Genomic DNA, 16,141 nt, shown 5'->3' on the forward strand with positions numbered 1-16,141 from the left:
CGTTGATAGGTGGGGTGTGTAAGCGCTGTGAGGCGTTGAGCTAACCCATACTAATTGCCCGTGAGGCTTGACCATATAACACCCAAACAATCTGCGAAGGCATAGGCCGGAGACAGAGGGTGTCGATGGTGAAGTCGACAGAAAGCCGAAAATTTGCAAGAACTACAAATCATCTATCACGTATCCAAGGGATAGCGCCTAATCGCGAGATCCCAACCGAATTGCTTGACGACCATAGAGCGTTGGAACCACCTGATCCCATCCCGAACTCAGTAGTGAAACGACGCATCGCCGATGGTAGTGTGGTGCTTCACCATGTGAGAGTAGGTCATCGTCAAGCTCCTATACGAAACCCCAGATCGCGCAAGCGGTCTGGGGTTTCTTCTTTGCGGCGTGGAAAACAACGCTTCGCGTAGGGTGCGCTGCGCGCACCGACAATGACGCGGTCACCGTGGTGCGCATAGCACACCCTACGGTTGATCCGCTGACGCTTCGCGAGCAGAGCTCGCTCCTACAACTTCGCAGTGTGCTGTGCGCACCGCCAATGCTGCGGTCACACCGGTGTGCACGGGATTGCGGTGCTTTGTCGGTATCAATAAAAAGGCCACCTGAAGGTGGCCTTTGCTGTTTCTGAGGGGGTCAATCGCCGCGATATTCGCAGCCGCTGGTGCAGGTCTCGTGGATGCGTACGCGCGACAGCTCCGGCAGCAGCGGTTTGACCTGCTGCCAGATCCACTTGGCCAGCACTTCGCTGGTTGGGTTTTCCAGGCCGGGGATGTCGTTCAGGTAGTTGTGGTCGAGCTGCTCGTAGATCGGTTTGAAGATCGCCTTGATCTCGGAGAAGTCACGAATCCAACCGGTATAGGGATCGACTTCACCTTCGATATAAATGGCGACTCGGAAGGAATGGCCATGCAGGCGGCCGCATTTGTGGCCTTCCGGTACGTGGGGCAGGCGATGGGCCGCCTCGAAGATGAACTCTTTGAACAATTCCACTGAACAGCGCTCGCGTAAATGATTCCGCCTGAATGGCGTTGAGCGACACAGTTTATCAGGTCTGACCCGATTGCCGCCTAATCAAGTCCGCTCTACAGGTTGAGCAGCCACTCATAACCCCGCTGTCTCAGAGGGGTTGCAGGCGTTCGGCCAAGCGGCCGCTTTCGACCAGTTCGAGAAATTCGTCACCGAGTCTGACGCTTTCGGCCATTGCTTGACGCCAATAGCGCTCGCGCCCGTCATCATTACCCAGGTAGCGTTTGAAGTCGGTACGATCCGGCAGTTTGCCGTGCGGCAGGCGCGCCAGGTATTCGCGTGATGGTGCCAGCAGCAGTACGTCCTGCAGACGGGTACGGTCGCCGCGGCGCCATGGCATGCTCTTGTCGAACCAGCCCGGTATCACCCGGTCGGTAAAGTGCGGATAGAGCACGATGTCTTCGCCGTTGTAGGGCAGGTCGAGGTGATAGTCGAGCAGGCCGCCGTCGCGATAGGCACCCGGCTCCATGCCCGGGATCTCACGAATCGCCTCCATCACCATGGGAATCGAGCCCGAAGCCAGCAGGGCGTGGCGCAGGTTCTCCGAGGTCAGCGCATGGAAGTGCGAACGGAAGTCGCTCAACTGAGCCAGGGGCGGGACCTGTCGCGCATCGTGCAGAATCACTCGGTCGAAATGGCGGGCAAGGCGCTGGCGGGCCAGAAAGTTGTTGCCGATGACCGATGACAGACCGAGGCTGAGTTTGCCGCGATGGTCGTGTTGCAGCAGGCCATGGCTCTTGACCACGACAATGTGCAGACGGTAGTGCGGGTTGGCGATGATGGCGGCATCCTGATCGGCGAGCAGCTCGTTGAGCATCTGCCGGCAACTGCCCGACACCTCGGCCATGCTCACGCCTTTGGCGAAGCGCTGGGAGGTGTACAGCTCACCGAGTCGTCGAATTCCCACTGCCGGATCGGGTAGGCAGGCACTGGCGAAGCGCCAGGAGCCGATGGACGCGCCGATCAGCGCGCGTTCACGCGGCGCGCGAAGCAACCAGTCACCAAACAGTGCGAGATCCAGGCCTTGAATGCCGATGCCCTTGGGCCCGCCTGCCGCTCCAGGCAGGATGCCGACGTCCGCCGGGCTCAGGCCATTCTGGCGAATGCGTGCCAAGGCTCTGGGGCCGGCCTTGATAGTCAGGGCAGGGGATTTGATATGAATCGCGCTCATCGGTGCCTCCTTTCGCAGCAGGCGATTATAGAGGGCTTAGTGAGCAGGCCAAGCCACTTCATGCGGTGAATGACGTGAGTGAATTCAGCTTGAATTAAGTGCCTGGGCCTAGAGTGGCAGTCACTGATTCACTGCTGGAGAAACCCATGAAACGATTGATCAGCCTCGCAACACTTGCCACCCTCGTCAGCGCCGCTACCATTGCCCAGGCGCGTGATCTCGGCCCGGATGAGGCCCTGCGCCTGCGTGATGCCGGGACCATCAAATCCTTCGAACAGCTCAATGAAGCGGCACTGGCCCAGCATCCAGGCGCGCGTATCGAAGAAACCGAGCTGGAAGACGAATACGGTCGCTATATCTATCAGATCGAGCTGCGCGATACCCAGGGCGTGCAGTGGGACCTGGAGCTGGATGCCAGCACCGGGGAAATTCTCAAGAACCACCAGGACGATTGATGAAGTTTCGACGTACCACCGCGCTGTTGCTGGTTCTGGCATGCGGTTTCGCCAGTGTGCCGGGGATTGCGCGCGATCTCGACCAGGATGAGGCTCTGCGCCTGCGGCGCGAGGGTGTCATCATGCCCTTCGAGCAGCTGATGCAACACATCGGCAATGCCTACCCCGGTTCCACTTTGCTCGAAGCGGAGCTGGAGGAAGAGGATGGCGTGCTGGTCTATGAAGTCGAGATTCTGACCACCTCGGGCGTGGTGCGTGAGCTCGAACTGGATGCCCGCAACGGCAATATTCTGAAGGATGAGGAAGACGACTGATGCGCCTGTTGCTGGTGGAAGACCATGTACCCCTGGCCGATGAGTTGACCGCCAGCCTGACTCGTCAGGGCTATGCTGTGGACTGGTTGGCCGATGGCCGTGATGCGGCCTATCAGGGCGCCAGCGAGCCTTATGACCTGATCATTCTCGACCTTGGCCTGCCAGGCAAGCCGGGGCTTGAGGTGCTGCAGGAGTGGCGTGCCGGCGGATTGGCCACGCCGGTGCTGGTGCTGACTGCGCGAGGTTCCTGGGCCGAGCGCATCGAAGGACTGAAGGCCGGCGCCGACGACTACCTGACCAAACCCTTCCACCCCGAGGAGCTGGCGCTGCGCATCCAGGCGCTGTTGCGCCGCGCCCATGGCCTGGCCAACCAGCCGCAACTGGAGGCCGCCGGTCTGCAACTGGACGAGAGCCGCCAGTGCGTGACAGCAGGCGGTGAAGCCATCGACCTGACTGCAGCCGAGTTTCGTCTGCTGCGTTATTTCATGCTGCATCCGGGGCAAATCCTGTCCAAGAGTCACCTCGCCGACCACCTTTACGACGGCGAGACAGAGCGTGATTCCAACGTCATCGAGGTTCACGTCAACCGCCTGCGCGGCAAGCTCGGACGCAACGTGATCGAGACCCGTCGCGGGCAGGGTTACCGCTTTACCGGAGAGCAGGGTTGAGGTCCATTCAGCGCCGGCTCGGTATTGGCCTGGCCGCGACGCTGCTGCTGGTTGGGCTGGTTCTGGCACAGGCCAGCCTCTGGGTCTTCGACCGTGGCCTGCGCGCTTATCTGGAAGAGGATTTGCGTGACGAGGCGCAAGGCCTGCTGGCCGCTCTGGTCCGTGGTCCGGCTGGTTTGCAACTGGATGAGCGGCGTCTCGATCCCTCGTTCCAGCGGCAATTCTCGGGGCATTACTTTCGCATCGATTTTTCCGACCGCAGCTGGCGTTCGCGTTCGCTGTGGGATCGTGAGCTGCTCAAACCCAATGGCATTGGCATGCAGGCCGAGCTGGGCGATGGCCCGCAAGGCCAGTTGCTGCTGATCTACCGCGCCGACTACCGTCGCTATGGCGAGAATCTGTCGATCAGCGTGGCACAGGATTACCAGCCGATACTGCAGAGTTTTCGCCGCATGCAGTGGGTGGGTTTGGGCCTGGGAGGCGCTGCGCTGCTGCTGATTCTTGTTGCCCAGCGCTACACCGTTCGCCGTGCTCTGCGCCCACTGGAACAGGTGCGTCAGCAGATCGCGCAACTGCAGCAGGGTCGACGTACCGATCTGGATGCCGAGGTGCCCGAGGAGCTGGAGCCTCTGGTCGCGCAGATCAACCACCTGTTGGCGCATACCGAGGACACCCTCAAGCGCTCGCGCAATGCGTTGGGCAATCTTGGCCATGCGCTGAAAACGCCGCTGGCAGTGCTGATCAGCCTGGCAGGTCGCGAGGAGTTGGCGGCTCATCCGGCCCTGCGCGCGACCATGCGTGAACAGTTGGAGCAGATCGAGCAGCGTCTCAGCCGCGAGCTGGGGCGTGCGCGCCTGGCTGGCGAGGTGCTGCCGGGGGCACGTTTCGATTGCGCGCAGGAGCTGCCAGGATTGTTCGCTACCTTGTCGATGATTCATGACCGCGGCCTGAGTCTGGACTGGCAGGCGCCGCCAGGCCTGGTGTTGCCGCGTGATCGTGAAGACTTGCTGGAGCTGCTCGGCAACCTGCTGGACAACGCCTGCAAATGGGCCGATCAGCGCGTGCAGTTGACGGTGGAGGAGAGTGCCGAAGGCTATCGCCTGTCTGTCGATGACGACGGCCCCGGCATCGATGCCGAGCGCCGCGAGGCCGTGCTGGGCCGCGGTACTCGCCTGGATGAACAAGTGGCGGGGCACGGCCTGGGGCTGGGTATAGTGCGCGATATCATCGAGGCCTGGCATGGCCGTATAGAACTGCAGGACAGCCCGCTGGGCGGGCTGCGAGTGGTAGTGAGTCTGCCACGGCGTTGAACCTCAGGCTCACGCCGGTCACACCATCATCTGGTGGGTTATGCGGCGCGTTAAGCTCGCTGGCGTCTGCAAACGCTATGTTCAGCGCCGCTAATCCACCCTATGGATCCCTTACATACCGTTGGCGAAGGCCGAGTTGTCGAAGCTGATGGCGGCGCGTACTGGCTGCAGGGCGTGGGCGTAACGCACCAGTACATCGAGCGCGTAATCGATGCGGGCGCGGATGCGCTCATCGGCTTCGTCCAATGCCTGCGGGCCGTTCAATACCTTCTCGACCTGACGCACGATCAGGTGCTCCGGCAGGTAGCACAGGCGGCAGTTCTTGTAGCTGGAGGCGCGCAGTTCGCTGATCGGGTAGGCGCCGCCGATGCCGGAGGACACGCCCACCAGCAGGCCTGGCTTATGCGCCAGTTCGGCCTTGCTGGCGTAGATGAAGAAATTCTTGATCGCCGGGCAGGCCATGCCGTTCCACTCCGGCGCGATGATCACCACCGCATCGGCGGCGGCCAGTTGCTGCTGGTACATGGACCAGGGACCGGCATCTTCAGCGGGCCATAGAGGCAGTGGCGCCAGGCCCAGATCGATGATGCTGCTGGTGTCCTGAGTGGTTTGCCCCACCTCGATCAGACGCTGACGCAGCACGCGAGCGACCTTTCCCGATTGGCTGTTGTTGCGGCTGGAGCCGGCGACCAAGGCGATATTGAGCATGCTGCTTCCCCCCAAAAAAGAACGCAGGCTAGGCGATTGCCTGCCTGCGCTGCAAGGGAAGCGCCGCCAGAGCGAGGATGATTTGGCGTCATGTCCACCTGTGCGCGGCCCGGATTTGAGGTGCGCGCGGCGCACCCTACCTGAGGTTACACGCGGAACTGATCCATCAGGCTCTGCTGGTGATTGGCCAGGCGATTGAGGTTCTGGCTCACCTGCGCCGACTCGTCGGCCTGTGCGGTGATGGCCTCGGTGACGTCGCGAATCGAGGCAACGTTGCGGTTGATCTCCTCGGCCACCGAACTCTGCTCCTCCGCCGCGCTGGCAATCTGCAGGTTCATGTCGGTAATGGTGCTGACCGCCTGGCTGATGCGCTGCAGCGCGGCCACGGCCTGCTGCACCTGCTCGACGCTGCCCTGAGCCTGGCGATGGCTGCTGTGCATGGTGCTGACCACCTCGCGCGTGCCGTTCTGCAGACCTTCGATCACCTGGCGGATCTCCTCGACCGAGTCCTGGGTGCGTTTGGCCAGGTTGCGCACTTCGTCGGCGACCACGGCAAAACCGCGACCGGCCTCACCGGCACGCGCGGCCTCGATGGCGGCGTTGAGGGCGAGCAGGTTGGTCTGCTCGGCAATCGAGCGAATCACCTCCAGCACCGAGCCGATCTGCTCGCTGCTGTTGGCCAGGCCTTCGACTTCCTGCATGGCCACATTCATTTCATTGGCCAAAAGATCGATTGTGCTGGTGGTGCGGTCGATCACCTGCAGGCCTTCGCGGCTGGCCTGGTCGGCATTGCGCGCGGCTTCTGCGGCCTGGGCGGCGTTGTGGGCGACATCCTGGGCGGTGGCGCTCATTTCCTGGAAGGCGGTCGCCACCTGGTCAACCTCGCGATACTGCTGCTGCATGCCGGCGCTGGTCTGGCTAGCGATGGCTGCGGACTGATCGGCCGTGCTGCGGGCGTCGATCACGCTGTTCTTCACGTCGGCGATGATGGGCTGCAGCTTGTCGAGGAAGCGGTTGAACCAGCCAGCCAACTCGCCCAGCTCATCCTGCCGGGCGTATTGCAGGCGGCGAGTCAGGTCGCCTTCGCCGCTGGCGATATCCTTTAGCATGGCGGCTACACCAAGAATCGGCCGCGTTACGCCGCGTGCCGTCAGCCACATCAGCAGCAGACCGGCGATCACCGCGACAAGCCCCATCAGCAGCGCGACCAGGCTGTCACTGGCACGGTTGGCATCGAGTTGTGCGCCCAGCTTGATGGCACGCTCGAGCAGTACGTTCTGAGGGACTTCGAGCAGCACCGACCAGGGCTTTGACTCGGGGATGGGTTTGAACGGGCTGATCTCGCGGAGCATGTCACCGTGATGCAGCTCGGCATCGCTGCCGCTCTGGATCAGGCTGCGCAGTTCGCTGGCGTTTTCGGGAAAGGCGCGTTCGACCGGCTGGCTCAGCAGGCTGCCGTCGCGGCTGTGGCCCGCCAGCAGTGCGCTGGGGCTGAAGATACTGATATGGCCCTGGCCGTCGTACAGCTCGCGATTGGCCTCCTGGCTGATCTGTTGCAGGCTGGCCAGGCTGATATCGACGCCCATCACGCCGATGATCTTGCCGTCGAGTTCCAGCGGGAAGGCGATGCTGGTCATCAGCGTTTTCTGCCCGCCGACCTCGTCGTAATAGGGTTCCAGTACGCAGGGCTGACGGGTCTCGCGCGGGCAGGTGTACCAGGCGTTGTAGGCCACGCCGTTGTCACCTGGCGTGGTGTCGCCGAGCAATTCTTCGGTCATGGCCTCGGCTTCCAGCTTGCCAACCGTGGGCTGTGCCCAGTACAGCGCGAAGCGCCCTGCGTCATTGCTGCCCAGGTCGGGCTGGTCAGCGAACAGCTCGTCCTTGCCGTCCAGCGCGTTGGGTTCGAACACCAGGTACAGGCCGAGCAGGGCGGGGTTGGCTTCCAGGCTGCTGCGCACCTGGCGGGTCAGGTCCTCGCGCAGGTCGAAGGCATCGAGAAAGCGCTTCTCAGCCTGCTCGCGCAGAAACAGGATCTGCCGGGAGAACCCCTTGCCGTATTGGTAGGCGTCCATGAAGTAACGCTGGATGCGAATCGCCTGTAATTCACTGCGCGCCTTGAGGCGCAGTGTCGCGCTCTCTTCCAGCATGGCAGAGCTTGCGTCGCGCACCAGGCTGGCGCTGCGGCTGGACTGATACTGCGAGGCGCCCACCAGCAAGGTGACGATGGCGAGCAGGCACAGGCCGGCGAGCAGGGTGATCTTCCATTGGATCGAAAGACGGCTGAACAGCATGGTGCGTTCCTTTCTACATGGACTTACAGGGTTATCGGTGTGCGGCCCGTATTCTTGATCGATACGTGTATGGTCGGAATTATGCACGTTTCGATTTAAATAATGAACGGTCATGCGTTTTGACAGGTGTGGCTCGCTTACGGCAGAGTACGCGGCTTTTTGCGCCGTGTAGGTGGAGTGCTTTATGAACGCTGTAATCGCTGCGGTCGGCATCATGCTGGTCCTCAGTCTCTGTCGCGTACACGTGGTCGTGGCGCTGATCATTGGTGCGCTGGCCGGTGGGCTGCTTGGTGGGCTGGGCGTCGAGGGCACGCTGAAGGCGTTCAACCAGGGGCTCGGTGGCGGGGCAACCGTTGCCCTGTCTTACGCGTTGCTGGGGGCTTTCGCCGTGGCCATCGCCAAGTCGGGCCTGGCCCACGCCCTGGCGGACAAGGCGCTGGCGCTGGTCGGCAAGCAGCAGGAAGGCGCAGGTGGTGCGCTGAAGTGGCTGCTGATCGGGCTGCTGCTGGCGGTGGCGATCTCCTCGCAGAACCTGCTGCCGATCCATATCGCCTTCATTCCGTTGCTGGTACCGCCGCTGCTCTATGTATTGAGCAAGTTGCAACTGGACCGGCGCTTGATCGCCTGCGTGCTGACCTTCGGTCTGATCACGCCGTACATGTTCCTGCCGGTGGGGTTTGGCGGCATCTTCCTCAACGAGATCCTGCTGGCCAATGTCGCCAAGTCTGGTGTCGACGTCACGGGCATCAACATCACTCAGGCCATGGCCATTCCGGCACTGGGCATGCTCTTCGGTCTGCTCTTGGCGGTGCTATTCAGCTATCGCGGCAAGCGCGTATATGACCTGGAAAAGGTCGCGCAGGCCGAGCGCGTGGACGTGCAGTACAACCCGTTGAGCCTGCTGGTGGCAGGGCTGGCCATCGCCGCGGCGTTCGTCGTGCAGCTGTGGCTGGACTCGATGATCATCGGTGCGCTGGTCGGTTTCGTGATTTTCTCGGTATCCGGTGTGGTGCGCTGGAAAGAAGCGGACGGCCTGTTTACCGAAGGCATGAAGATGATGGCCATGATCGGCTTCATCATGATCGCCGCGGCCGGTTTCGCCGAGGTGATGAAGACCACCGGTGAGGTCAAGACGCTGGTCGATAGCTCCGCAGCCCTGATTGGCCACAACAAGGCCGTTGGTGCGTTGCTGATGCTGCTGGTCGGGCTGCTGGTGACCATGGGCATCGGCTCTTCCTTCTCGACCATCCCGATCATCGCCGCGATCTTCGTGCCGCTGGGCGTGCAACTGGGTTTCAGCCCGCTGGCCATCGTCTGCATCGTCGGCACGGCCGGGGCCTTGGGCGACGCCGGCTCACCCGCCTCGGACTCGACGCTCGGGCCAACCTCCGGGTTGAACGCCGACGGTCAGCATAACCACATCTGGGACAGCGTGGTGCCCACCTTCCTGCACTACAACCTGCCGCTGCTGGCGTTCGGTTGGGCCGCCGCTATGCTGCTGTAGAGGCGTGAACAGACGCCGAATTAAGTTCTCGGCGCCTTGGGTCGCTTAATTCCTCCACGGGGTTGCCGATATATCGGTAGCCCCGTTTTTGGTTTCGCACACAAGGACAATAAGAATGCGCCTGACATTGAAAGCCAAGGTAATCCTGCTTGCGCTGGTTCCCGTCATCCTCTTCGCGCTGGTGCTCAGCGGTACGGCGGCGAGGGTGTTGCAGAATCTGGCTGCTGACGAAGTGGCCGAGACCCGCGAGCGTCTGCTGCAGGAGAAACGCAGCGAGCTCGAGCACTACATCCAGATCGCACTGGGCTCGGTGAAGGGGCTCTACGATGGCGCCGCGCAAGGCGACATGGCCAGTCGCGAACAGGCCATCGCTATCCTCTCGAAGATCAAGTACGGCGCCGACGGCTATTTCTTCGGCCACGACTCCAACGTGGTGCGCCTGTTCCGTGGCGACAGCCCGGTGGATGTCGGCAAGAGCCTGGCCGACCGGCGCGACCCGAACGGTGTGTACATTAACCGTGAGTTGGTCAACGTGGCGAAAAACAATAGCTACTTCGTCAACTACTCCTCGCCGCTGCCGGGTAACGAATCGGTAATGGTGCCCAAACTCGCCTACAGCTACTACCTGCCCAAATGGGACATGGCCCTTGGCACCGCGCTCAACCTCGACGGTATCGAGGCGCAGATCGCCGAAGTTCAGGCCGAGATCGATCGCCGCATCGGCACCATCATCACCAGCATCATGGTAGTGGCGGCGGTCCTTCTGCTGGTGTTTGGTGTGATAGGTGTCTGGCTGAGCAACGCCTTCCTGCGTCCGCTGCAGCAGATCAAGGCCAACCTCGACGATATCGCCGCGGGTGAGGGCGATCTGACCCGCCGCCTGCCCGTCACCAGTGAGGACGAGTTGGGCCAGTTGGCCGGGTCCTTCAACCGGTTTGTCGAGAAGGTGCATGGCCTGGTGCGGCAGATCGTCGAAATGACCGGGCAGCTCACCGAGCTGGTGGGCCAGGTTTCCGAGCAGGCGCAGCGCTCCGAGCAGGCCATGGGGCAGCAGCGCCACGAAACCGATCAGGTGGCCACGGCGATCAACGAAATGTCTGCCGCCGCGCACGAAGTCGCCAAGAGCGCGCAGAACGCCGCCGAAGCCGCGCAGCAGACCGACCGCGAAGGGCAGGCAGCCAAAAGCGTGGTCGATGGCAGCATCCAGCGCATTCACTCGTTGGTCGAGGACATCCGCAGCAGCGGCGTATCGCTCGACAACCTGCAGCAGGACGTGCTGTCCATCGTCAGCGTGCTCGACGTGATCCGCTCCATCGCCGAGCAGACCAACCTGCTGGCGCTCAACGCCGCCATCGAGGCCGCGCGTGCCGGTGAGGCCGGGCGCGGTTTTGCCGTGGTCGCCGATGAGGTGCGTGCACTGGCCAGCCGCACCCAGCAGAGCACTCAGGAAATCCAGGGCATGATCGACCGCCTGCAGCAGGGCACCCAGCAGTCAGTGACCTCGATGCGCCGCTCCAGTGATGCCGGTGAGCTGACCAGCGAGCAGGCCAACAAGGCCGGCGAGTCGCTCGATGCCATTGCCCAACTGATCGCCACCATCAATGCGATGAACGCGCAGATCGCCAGCGCCGCCGAGGAGCAGACGGCAGTGGCCGAGGAGATCAATCGCAGCGTGCATCAGATCGCCGTTGCCGTGGATAGCGTTGCCGACGAAACCGAGCGTGGCGCGCAGACGGCGCGCAGCCTGGCAGGCCTGGGTGATCGCCTCGGGGCGTTGGTGCGGCAGTTCCGCATCTGAGTCAGAGCGGGAAGCTCCAGCGACTGAATGCGTCGCTGAGCAACTCGATCCAGGCGCGGACAGCCGGCGACATGCCGCGTCTGTGGGTGTAGGCCAACTGGACATAGCCCTCAGGCACCGTCCAGTGCGGTAGCAATGACACCAGGCTGCCATCGGCCAATTCCTCATGGCAGTACGTGGTGGGCAGCAGGGTAATGCCCACCCCGGCCAGGGCCGCCGACTTGCGCATGGGAAAGTCGTCGACGGCCAGGCGCGCCTCCAGGGCGATTTCGCGAGCCTCCTGCGTCGTGTTGTGATGAAAGCGCAGATGAATGCGCCGGTCGGCCCCGATGGCGCCCAGCGCGGGCAACTGCTGCAGATCTTCGGGCTGCTCCAGGCGCAGCCCGGCGATCAGATCCGGGCGCGCCACCACCAGCGCGCGCGCCGGTAGCAGGCGGCGAGTGATCAGGCCCGGTTCTTCGTCATCGGCGTTGCGCACGCGCAGGGCGACGTCCACGGCCTCGTTGAGCAGATCGATGCGGCGGCTGGTCTGCACGACCTCCAGCTGCACCCTGGGGTAGCGCGTCAGAAAATCATTGATCACGTCGGGCAGCAGGGCCACGCCCGGTGGGGTGGAGAAGCGCACCCGACCACGCGGCTCGCTGGTCAGGTTGGTCACGGTTTCTTCGGCTTGTTCGGCCTCCAGCAACATCGCCTGGCAATGGCGCAAGTAGCGTTCGCCGATATCGGTCAGCGCCAGTTTGCGTGTCGAGCGCTGTAGCAAACGCGCACCCAGGCGTTGCTCCAACTCGGCGATGCGCCGCGACAGGCGCGATTTGGGAATGCCCAGGGCTCGCCCGGCAGCGGCGAAACCACCGGCTTCCACTACCTTGGCGAAGTAGAACAGATCATTGAGGTCATGCATGTCATCGTCCTATCAATGGGACGAACTATCGCATTTTTGCCGTCTTATCGGCTATTGCTCACATCGGTAGCCTCTGTGCAATTGCGTCACCACGTCGCATAGCACTCTGGAGAGCACCTATGAAACTACTGCACCTCGATTCCAGCATCCTCGGCGATGCTTCCGCTTCCCGTCAGCTCAGCCGTTCTGTAGTCGAGGCCTGGAGCGCTGTCACTGCAGATGTTCAGGTGACCTACCGCGACCTGGCCAGCGATGCGCTGAGCCACTTTTCCGCTGCCACCCTGGTAGCCGCCGGCACCCCGGCCGAGCTGCGTGACGCCGCGCAGAAACACGAGGCCGAGCTGGCCGAACGCACCCTGGAAGAGTTTCTCGCTGCCGATGCCATCGTCATCGGTGCGCCGATGTACAACTTCGCCATTCCCAGCCAACTGAAGGCCTGGATCGACCGCATCGCCGTCGCCGGCAAGAGCTTCAAGTACACCGAGAACGGCCCGGTAGGGCTGGCTGGCGGCAAGACCGTGGTGATCGCCTCCAGCGCCGGTGGCATTCATGCCGGCCAGCCGTCTGGCCAGGCGCATGAGGACTATCTGGTGCGCATGCTGAACTTCGTCGGCATCGACGATATCGAGATCGTTCGCGCCGAAGGCCTGGCCTACGGCGAAGAGCCGCGCGCCGAAGCCATGAAAGGTGCAGCGCAGCGTATCTCCGAGCTGTTCGCCACTGCCTGAGCAGAGCCCAGAAACAACAAAGCCCGCGAAAGCGGGCTTTGTCATTTCTGCAGCAGGCGTCAGACGATGATGCCCTGGCTGCGCAGATAGTCGTCGTAGGTGCCGGAAAAGTCGGTCACGCCGTTATCCGACAGTTCGATGATGCGCGTGGCCAGGGAGCCAACGAACTCGCGGTCATGGCTGACGAAGATCAGCGTGCCCGGGTAGTTCTCCAGCGCCAGGTTGAGCGCTTCGATCGATTCCATGTCCAGGTGGTTGGTCGGTTCGTCCATCACCAGCACGTTGGGCTTCTGCAGGATCAGCTTGCCGAACAGCATGCGGCCTTGCTCACCACCGGAGATGACCTTCACCGACTTGAGGATCTCGTCGTTGGAGAACAGCATGCGCCCGAGGGTGCCGCGGATCACCTGCTCACCGGTCGTCCACTGGCCCATCCAGTCGAACAGGGTCACGTCATCTTCGAAATCGTGGGCGTGATCCTGGGCGTAGTAGCCAACCTCGGCGCTCTCGGTCCATTTAACCGAACCGGCATCCGGCTCCATTTCGCCGACCAGGGTGCGCAGCAGGGTGGTCTTGCCGATACCGTTAGGGCCGATGATCGCCACGCGCTCGCCGGCTTCGACGGTGAAGCTGAAGTTCTTGAACAGCACCTTGTCGTCGAAGGCCTTGGACACCTTCTCGATGGTCACGGCCTGGCGGTGCAGTTTCTTGTTCTGCTCGAAGCGAATGAACGGGCTGACGCGGCTCGACGGCTTGACCTCGGCCAGCTGGATCTTGTCGATCTGCTTGGCGCGGCTGGTCGCCTGTTTGGCCTTGGAGGCGTTGGCCGAGAAGCGGCTGACGAAGCTCTGCAGCTCGGAAATCTGCGCTTTCTTCTTGGCGTTGTCGGCCAGCAGCTGCTCGCGCGACTGGGTCGCGGCAGTCATGTACTCGTCGTAGTTGCCCGGGAACAGGCGTAGCTCGCCGTAATCCAGGTCGGCCATGTGGGTGCAGACCGAGTTCAGGAAGTGACGGTCGTGGGAAATGATGATCATGGTGCTGTTGCGCGCCGTGAGGATCGTTTCCAGCCAGCGGATGGTGTTGATGTCCAGGTGGTTGGTCGGCTCGTCGAGCAGCAGCACGTCCGGGTCCGAGAACAGCGCCTGGGCCAGCAGCACGCGCAGCTTCCAGCCGGGGGCGACTTCGCTCATCGGGCCGAAATGCTGCTCGAGCGGAATGCCCAGGCCCAGCAGCAGCTCGCCCGCGCGCGATTCGGCGGTGTAGCCGTCCATCTCGGCGAACTCACCTTCGAGTTCGCCAACCTTCATGCCGTCTTCTTCGCTCATTTCCGGCAGCGAGTAGATGCGGTCGCGCTCGGCCTTGACCTTCCACAGCTCCTCGTGGCCCATGATCACGGTGTCGATCACGTTGAATTCTTCGTAGGCGAACTGGTCCTGGCGCAGCTTGCCCAGGCGCACGTTCGGCTCGAGCATCACCTGGCCGCCGGAAGGCTCGAGGTCGCCGCCAAGAATTTTCATGAAGGTCGACTTGCCGCAGCCGTTGGCGCCGATCAGGCCGTAGCGGTTGCCGTTGTTGAACTTGACGGAAACGTTCTCGAACAGCGGCTTGGCGCCGAACTGCATGGTGATGTTAGCGGTGGAAATCAAAGGACTTACCTATCAATAACTTGAGGTGCGCTGTTTAAAGGGTGATACCGTTTTCGAGCCTTTCAGCCCGGCCCGAACCGAGGAAGACGAACCTGCGCATATGAGTGAACGCTACGCCCCTGCCGGCAGACGAGCCGATAGGCTGGTGAGGCATGGGGGGAGTGTCGGGCATCGTGGCGCCGGGGCCTGGTAGTACTCAGGGCGACGTCGAGGCGCGCAATGGTATCACTTGGCACATGTAACTTCAGCCATCGCGGAGATTGACTGCAGGGTATTGCGCGCCGAGACGCCACATGAGCAGGCGGCGCAAGGGGAGGGTGCGCCGCGCGCACCAACGGGCGACTGGCGCCTGTGCGAGCACCCCGCAAGCTGTCGCACAGCACCGTGCAAGGTAGCTACAGTCTGAGCTCGCTGTGCCTGGCATATTCCTCAGGCTTTGCAACGGGGTCAATTGTTGAACAGGGGCAGATAGCCGAGTTCGACGAGCTTCGTGTCCAGCGTACCGACAATTCGAAAGTGCTCTCTATTGCGTTCATCCATAACCTGGGCGCAGCTCACCAAAACTGTGCCGCGGCCCGGTATGTCAATCAGTTCATCCGCATCCGGAAAGTCGCTGGCCTTTAGCGAGTGCGGGCAAAAGCCGATCCAGCCGATGGTTTGCCGTTCGTTGAAGGTCTGGCCATCTAGGTAGTACCTGCCGGGGGCGATCACCCCCCAATCGATTTCGGGCCAGATGGATACCGCTTGTCGCAGCATTTCCACCAACACAGGACGTGGGTTCTCGATTGCTGAAACCAGAGCGCCGGCATCTTCGAAATCCATGCTGGATATGGCCTCCATGTCGTGTGCGTCGTAACTGAAAGCCAGACCCCCTTGCAGCGGATCTTCCTGCCCATTCCACACGGATAGCGACAGCCATGAGGGATACTCGGCGTCGAAACTTGCGGCTGCAGCCGTGGACAATGCTTGAGGAGCGCTCAGGACGTCATTGCTCAATGCGTCCTGAACTGAGGCGCTTTGTAGATACCATTTACCAAGAACTGGATTTAATTGGCCCAAGGTGCTCAGGTAGTAGCGTATGCGCTCCAACTGCTCCTCATGGGAGACCGTGGCGATCGCGTGTTTGTTGAAGCGCATCTTGAATACAAAAGGCCGGAAAGAACTTGCCATGCTTGCTCCTTAGGCAATCAGGTCGGAATTATCCCGGTAGTACTCGTCGAATTCACGTTGTTCACGCTCACGGTGTTCTTGGTTGTTGGCGCTGATGGAAAATTGACCCACCCTGCCGATTGAAATTTGACCCAGGGCGGATTGCTGATTTTGTTACCAGCAACTGTGGATAAGTCTACCAGCGCAGCTGCTGTTGCCCCCACTCCTTCGCTAGCCCAGTTCAGTTGTTTAAGACCTGCCACACGCAGCCATGTAGCAGGCCGTCGTCGCCATGAAATCAGAACGGCTCATCGTCCTCCGGTTCCTGGCCGCCCTTACGCTTTCGCTCCCGTGATTTGATCTTGGCCTGGGCCGCCAAGCTACTGTGTTGCAGGCGATAGGACTCGTTACCGGTTTCGACGATGTGGCAGTGGTGGGTCAGCCGATCCAGCAGGGCGGTGGT

At 62.0% G+C, this 16,141-nt stretch carries 15 protein-coding genes and 2 rRNA genes; 9 read left to right on the forward strand and 8 right to left on the reverse strand.

Features of this window, described 5'->3' with window-relative positions:
- Both BLS08_RS25405 and rrf read left to right on the forward strand, forming a co-directional pair.
- A 23S ribosomal RNA gene (locus BLS08_RS25405) occupies window positions 1-75 on the forward strand; the annotation flags it as partial.
- Window positions 76-224: 149 nt separating this feature from the next.
- A 5S ribosomal RNA gene (gene rrf / locus BLS08_RS25410) occupies window positions 225-340 on the forward strand.
- A 299-nt stretch (window positions 341-639) separates the two neighbouring features.
- Here rrf and queD read toward each other — a convergent pair.
- Both queD and BLS08_RS25420 read right to left on the reverse strand, forming a co-directional pair.
- Window positions 640-996, reverse strand: a complete 357-nt coding sequence (queD, locus tag BLS08_RS25415) for a 6-carboxytetrahydropterin synthase QueD (protein ID WP_003461315.1) — start codon at window positions 994-996, stop codon at window positions 640-642.
- 127 nt (window positions 997-1,123) lie between these two features.
- A complete protein-coding gene (locus BLS08_RS25420; RefSeq protein WP_017676626.1) occupies window positions 1,124-2,203 on the reverse strand; it encodes a patatin-like phospholipase domain-containing protein in 1,080 nt (359 codons plus the stop codon).
- Window positions 2,204-2,349: 146 nt separating this feature from the next.
- Here BLS08_RS25420 and BLS08_RS25425 point away from each other — a divergent pair, with 146 nt between their 5' ends.
- The 4 genes from BLS08_RS25425 to BLS08_RS25440 are packed head-to-tail and all read left to right on the forward strand — an operon-like array spanning window position 2,350 to window position 4,950.
- The gene (locus BLS08_RS25425; protein ID WP_021488844.1) at window positions 2,350-2,658 is read left to right on the forward strand and encodes a PepSY domain-containing protein; all 309 of its coding nucleotides are present in this window, start codon (window positions 2,350-2,352) and stop codon (window positions 2,656-2,658) included.
- Window positions 2,658-2,972, forward strand: a complete 315-nt coding sequence (locus BLS08_RS25430) for a PepSY domain-containing protein (RefSeq protein ID WP_021488845.1) — start codon at window positions 2,658-2,660, stop codon at window positions 2,970-2,972. Before BLS08_RS25425 ends, BLS08_RS25430 begins: the two co-directional genes overlap by 1 nt.
- Window positions 2,972-3,640, forward strand: coding sequence for a response regulator transcription factor (locus BLS08_RS25435; RefSeq protein WP_003461322.1), 669 nt, complete (start codon window positions 2,972-2,974; stop codon window positions 3,638-3,640). The genes BLS08_RS25430 and BLS08_RS25435 overlap by 1 nt, the downstream gene beginning before the upstream one ends.
- On the forward strand, window positions 3,637-4,950 hold the full coding sequence (locus BLS08_RS25440; protein WP_059392551.1) for an ATP-binding protein: 1,314 nt from the start codon (window positions 3,637-3,639) through the stop codon (window positions 4,948-4,950). Before BLS08_RS25435 ends, BLS08_RS25440 begins: the two co-directional genes overlap by 4 nt.
- Before the next feature lie 111 nt (window positions 4,951-5,061).
- Here the strand turns inward: BLS08_RS25440 and BLS08_RS25445 are convergent, their stop codons facing one another.
- Both BLS08_RS25445 and BLS08_RS25450 read right to left on the reverse strand, forming a co-directional pair.
- Entirely contained in the window at window positions 5,062-5,658 is a 597-nt protein-coding gene (locus BLS08_RS25445; RefSeq protein WP_090337745.1) for an NADPH-dependent FMN reductase, read from the reverse strand.
- A gap of 146 nt (window positions 5,659-5,804) precedes the next feature.
- Entirely contained in the window at window positions 5,805-7,949 is a 2,145-nt protein-coding gene (locus BLS08_RS25450) for a methyl-accepting chemotaxis protein (RefSeq protein WP_090337748.1), read from the reverse strand.
- Window positions 7,950-8,133: 184 nt separating this feature from the next.
- Here BLS08_RS25450 and BLS08_RS25455 point away from each other — a divergent pair, with 184 nt between their 5' ends.
- Both BLS08_RS25455 and BLS08_RS25460 read left to right on the forward strand, forming a co-directional pair.
- Window positions 8,134-9,453 carry a Na+/H+ antiporter family protein gene (locus BLS08_RS25455; protein ID WP_090337750.1) on the forward strand — a complete coding sequence of 440 codons (1,320 nt, stop codon included), beginning with the start codon at window positions 8,134-8,136 and terminating at the stop codon, window positions 9,451-9,453.
- 115 nt (window positions 9,454-9,568) lie between these two features.
- Window positions 9,569-11,251 carry a methyl-accepting chemotaxis protein gene (locus tag BLS08_RS25460; protein WP_017676632.1) on the forward strand — a complete coding sequence of 561 codons (1,683 nt, stop codon included), beginning with the start codon at window positions 9,569-9,571 and terminating at the stop codon, window positions 11,249-11,251.
- Window position 11,252: 1 nt separating this feature from the next.
- Here the strand turns inward: BLS08_RS25460 and BLS08_RS25465 are convergent, their stop codons facing one another.
- On the reverse strand, window positions 11,253-12,155 hold the full coding sequence (locus BLS08_RS25465) for a LysR substrate-binding domain-containing protein (RefSeq protein ID WP_072426366.1): 903 nt from the start codon (window positions 12,153-12,155) through the stop codon (window positions 11,253-11,255).
- A 119-nt stretch (window positions 12,156-12,274) separates the two neighbouring features.
- On the opposite strand from BLS08_RS25465, the gene BLS08_RS25470 reads away from it, so the two are divergent.
- A complete protein-coding gene (locus tag BLS08_RS25470) occupies window positions 12,275-12,883 on the forward strand; it encodes an FMN-dependent NADH-azoreductase (RefSeq protein ID WP_021488851.1) in 609 nt (202 codons plus the stop codon).
- Window positions 12,884-12,942: 59 nt separating this feature from the next.
- On the opposite strand, the gene BLS08_RS25475 is transcribed toward BLS08_RS25470, so the two are convergent.
- The 3 genes from BLS08_RS25475 to BLS08_RS25485 all read right to left on the reverse strand — a co-directional run.
- Window positions 12,943-14,529 carry an ABC-F family ATPase gene (locus BLS08_RS25475; RefSeq protein WP_021488852.1) on the reverse strand — a complete coding sequence of 529 codons (1,587 nt, stop codon included), beginning with the start codon at window positions 14,527-14,529 and terminating at the stop codon, window positions 12,943-12,945.
- A gap of 447 nt (window positions 14,530-14,976) precedes the next feature.
- Complete coding sequence (locus tag BLS08_RS25480; RefSeq protein ID WP_055985921.1) at window positions 14,977-15,699, reverse strand: Imm52 family immunity protein; 723 nt, start codon at window positions 15,697-15,699, stop codon at window positions 14,977-14,979.
- Window positions 15,700-15,976: 277 nt separating this feature from the next.
- A partial coding sequence (locus BLS08_RS25485; RefSeq protein WP_235583871.1) for an ATP-binding protein occupies window positions 15,977-16,141 on the reverse strand: 165 nt, incomplete at its 5' end.

It is taken from the genome of Ectopseudomonas chengduensis (genome assembly GCF_900102635.1).
Classification (GTDB): Bacteria; Pseudomonadota; Gammaproteobacteria; order Pseudomonadales; family Pseudomonadaceae; genus Aquipseudomonas; species Aquipseudomonas chengduensis.

Bases quoted from the DNA above. Each gene is read 5' to 3' on its own strand.
- BLS08_RS25420 (WP_017676626.1), bottom strand. From the start codon at position 2,203: ATGAGCGCGATTCATATCAAATCCCCTGCCCTGACTATCAAGGCCGGC.
- BLS08_RS25425 (WP_021488844.1), top strand. From the start codon at position 2,350: ATGAAACGATTGATCAGCCTCGCAACACTTGCCACCCTCGTCAGCGCC.
- BLS08_RS25430 (WP_021488845.1), top strand. From the start codon at position 2,658: ATGAAGTTTCGACGTACCACCGCGCTGTTGCTGGTTCTGGCATGCGGT.
- BLS08_RS25435 (WP_003461322.1), top strand. From the start codon at position 2,972: ATGCGCCTGTTGCTGGTGGAAGACCATGTACCCCTGGCCGATGAGTTG.
- BLS08_RS25445 (WP_090337745.1), bottom strand. From the start codon at position 5,658: ATGCTCAATATCGCCTTGGTCGCCGGCTCCAGCCGCAACAACAGCCAA.
- BLS08_RS25450 (WP_090337748.1), bottom strand. From the start codon at position 7,949: ATGCTGTTCAGCCGTCTTTCGATCCAATGGAAGATCACCCTGCTCGCC.
- BLS08_RS25455 (WP_090337750.1), top strand. From the start codon at position 8,134: ATGAACGCTGTAATCGCTGCGGTCGGCATCATGCTGGTCCTCAGTCTC.
- BLS08_RS25460 (WP_017676632.1), top strand. From the start codon at position 9,569: ATGCGCCTGACATTGAAAGCCAAGGTAATCCTGCTTGCGCTGGTTCCC.
- BLS08_RS25465 (WP_072426366.1), bottom strand. From the start codon at position 12,155: ATGCATGACCTCAATGATCTGTTCTACTTCGCCAAGGTAGTGGAAGCC.
- BLS08_RS25470 (WP_021488851.1), top strand. From the start codon at position 12,275: ATGAAACTACTGCACCTCGATTCCAGCATCCTCGGCGATGCTTCCGCT.
- BLS08_RS25480 (WP_055985921.1), bottom strand. From the start codon at position 15,699: ATGGCAAGTTCTTTCCGGCCTTTTGTATTCAAGATGCGCTTCAACAAA.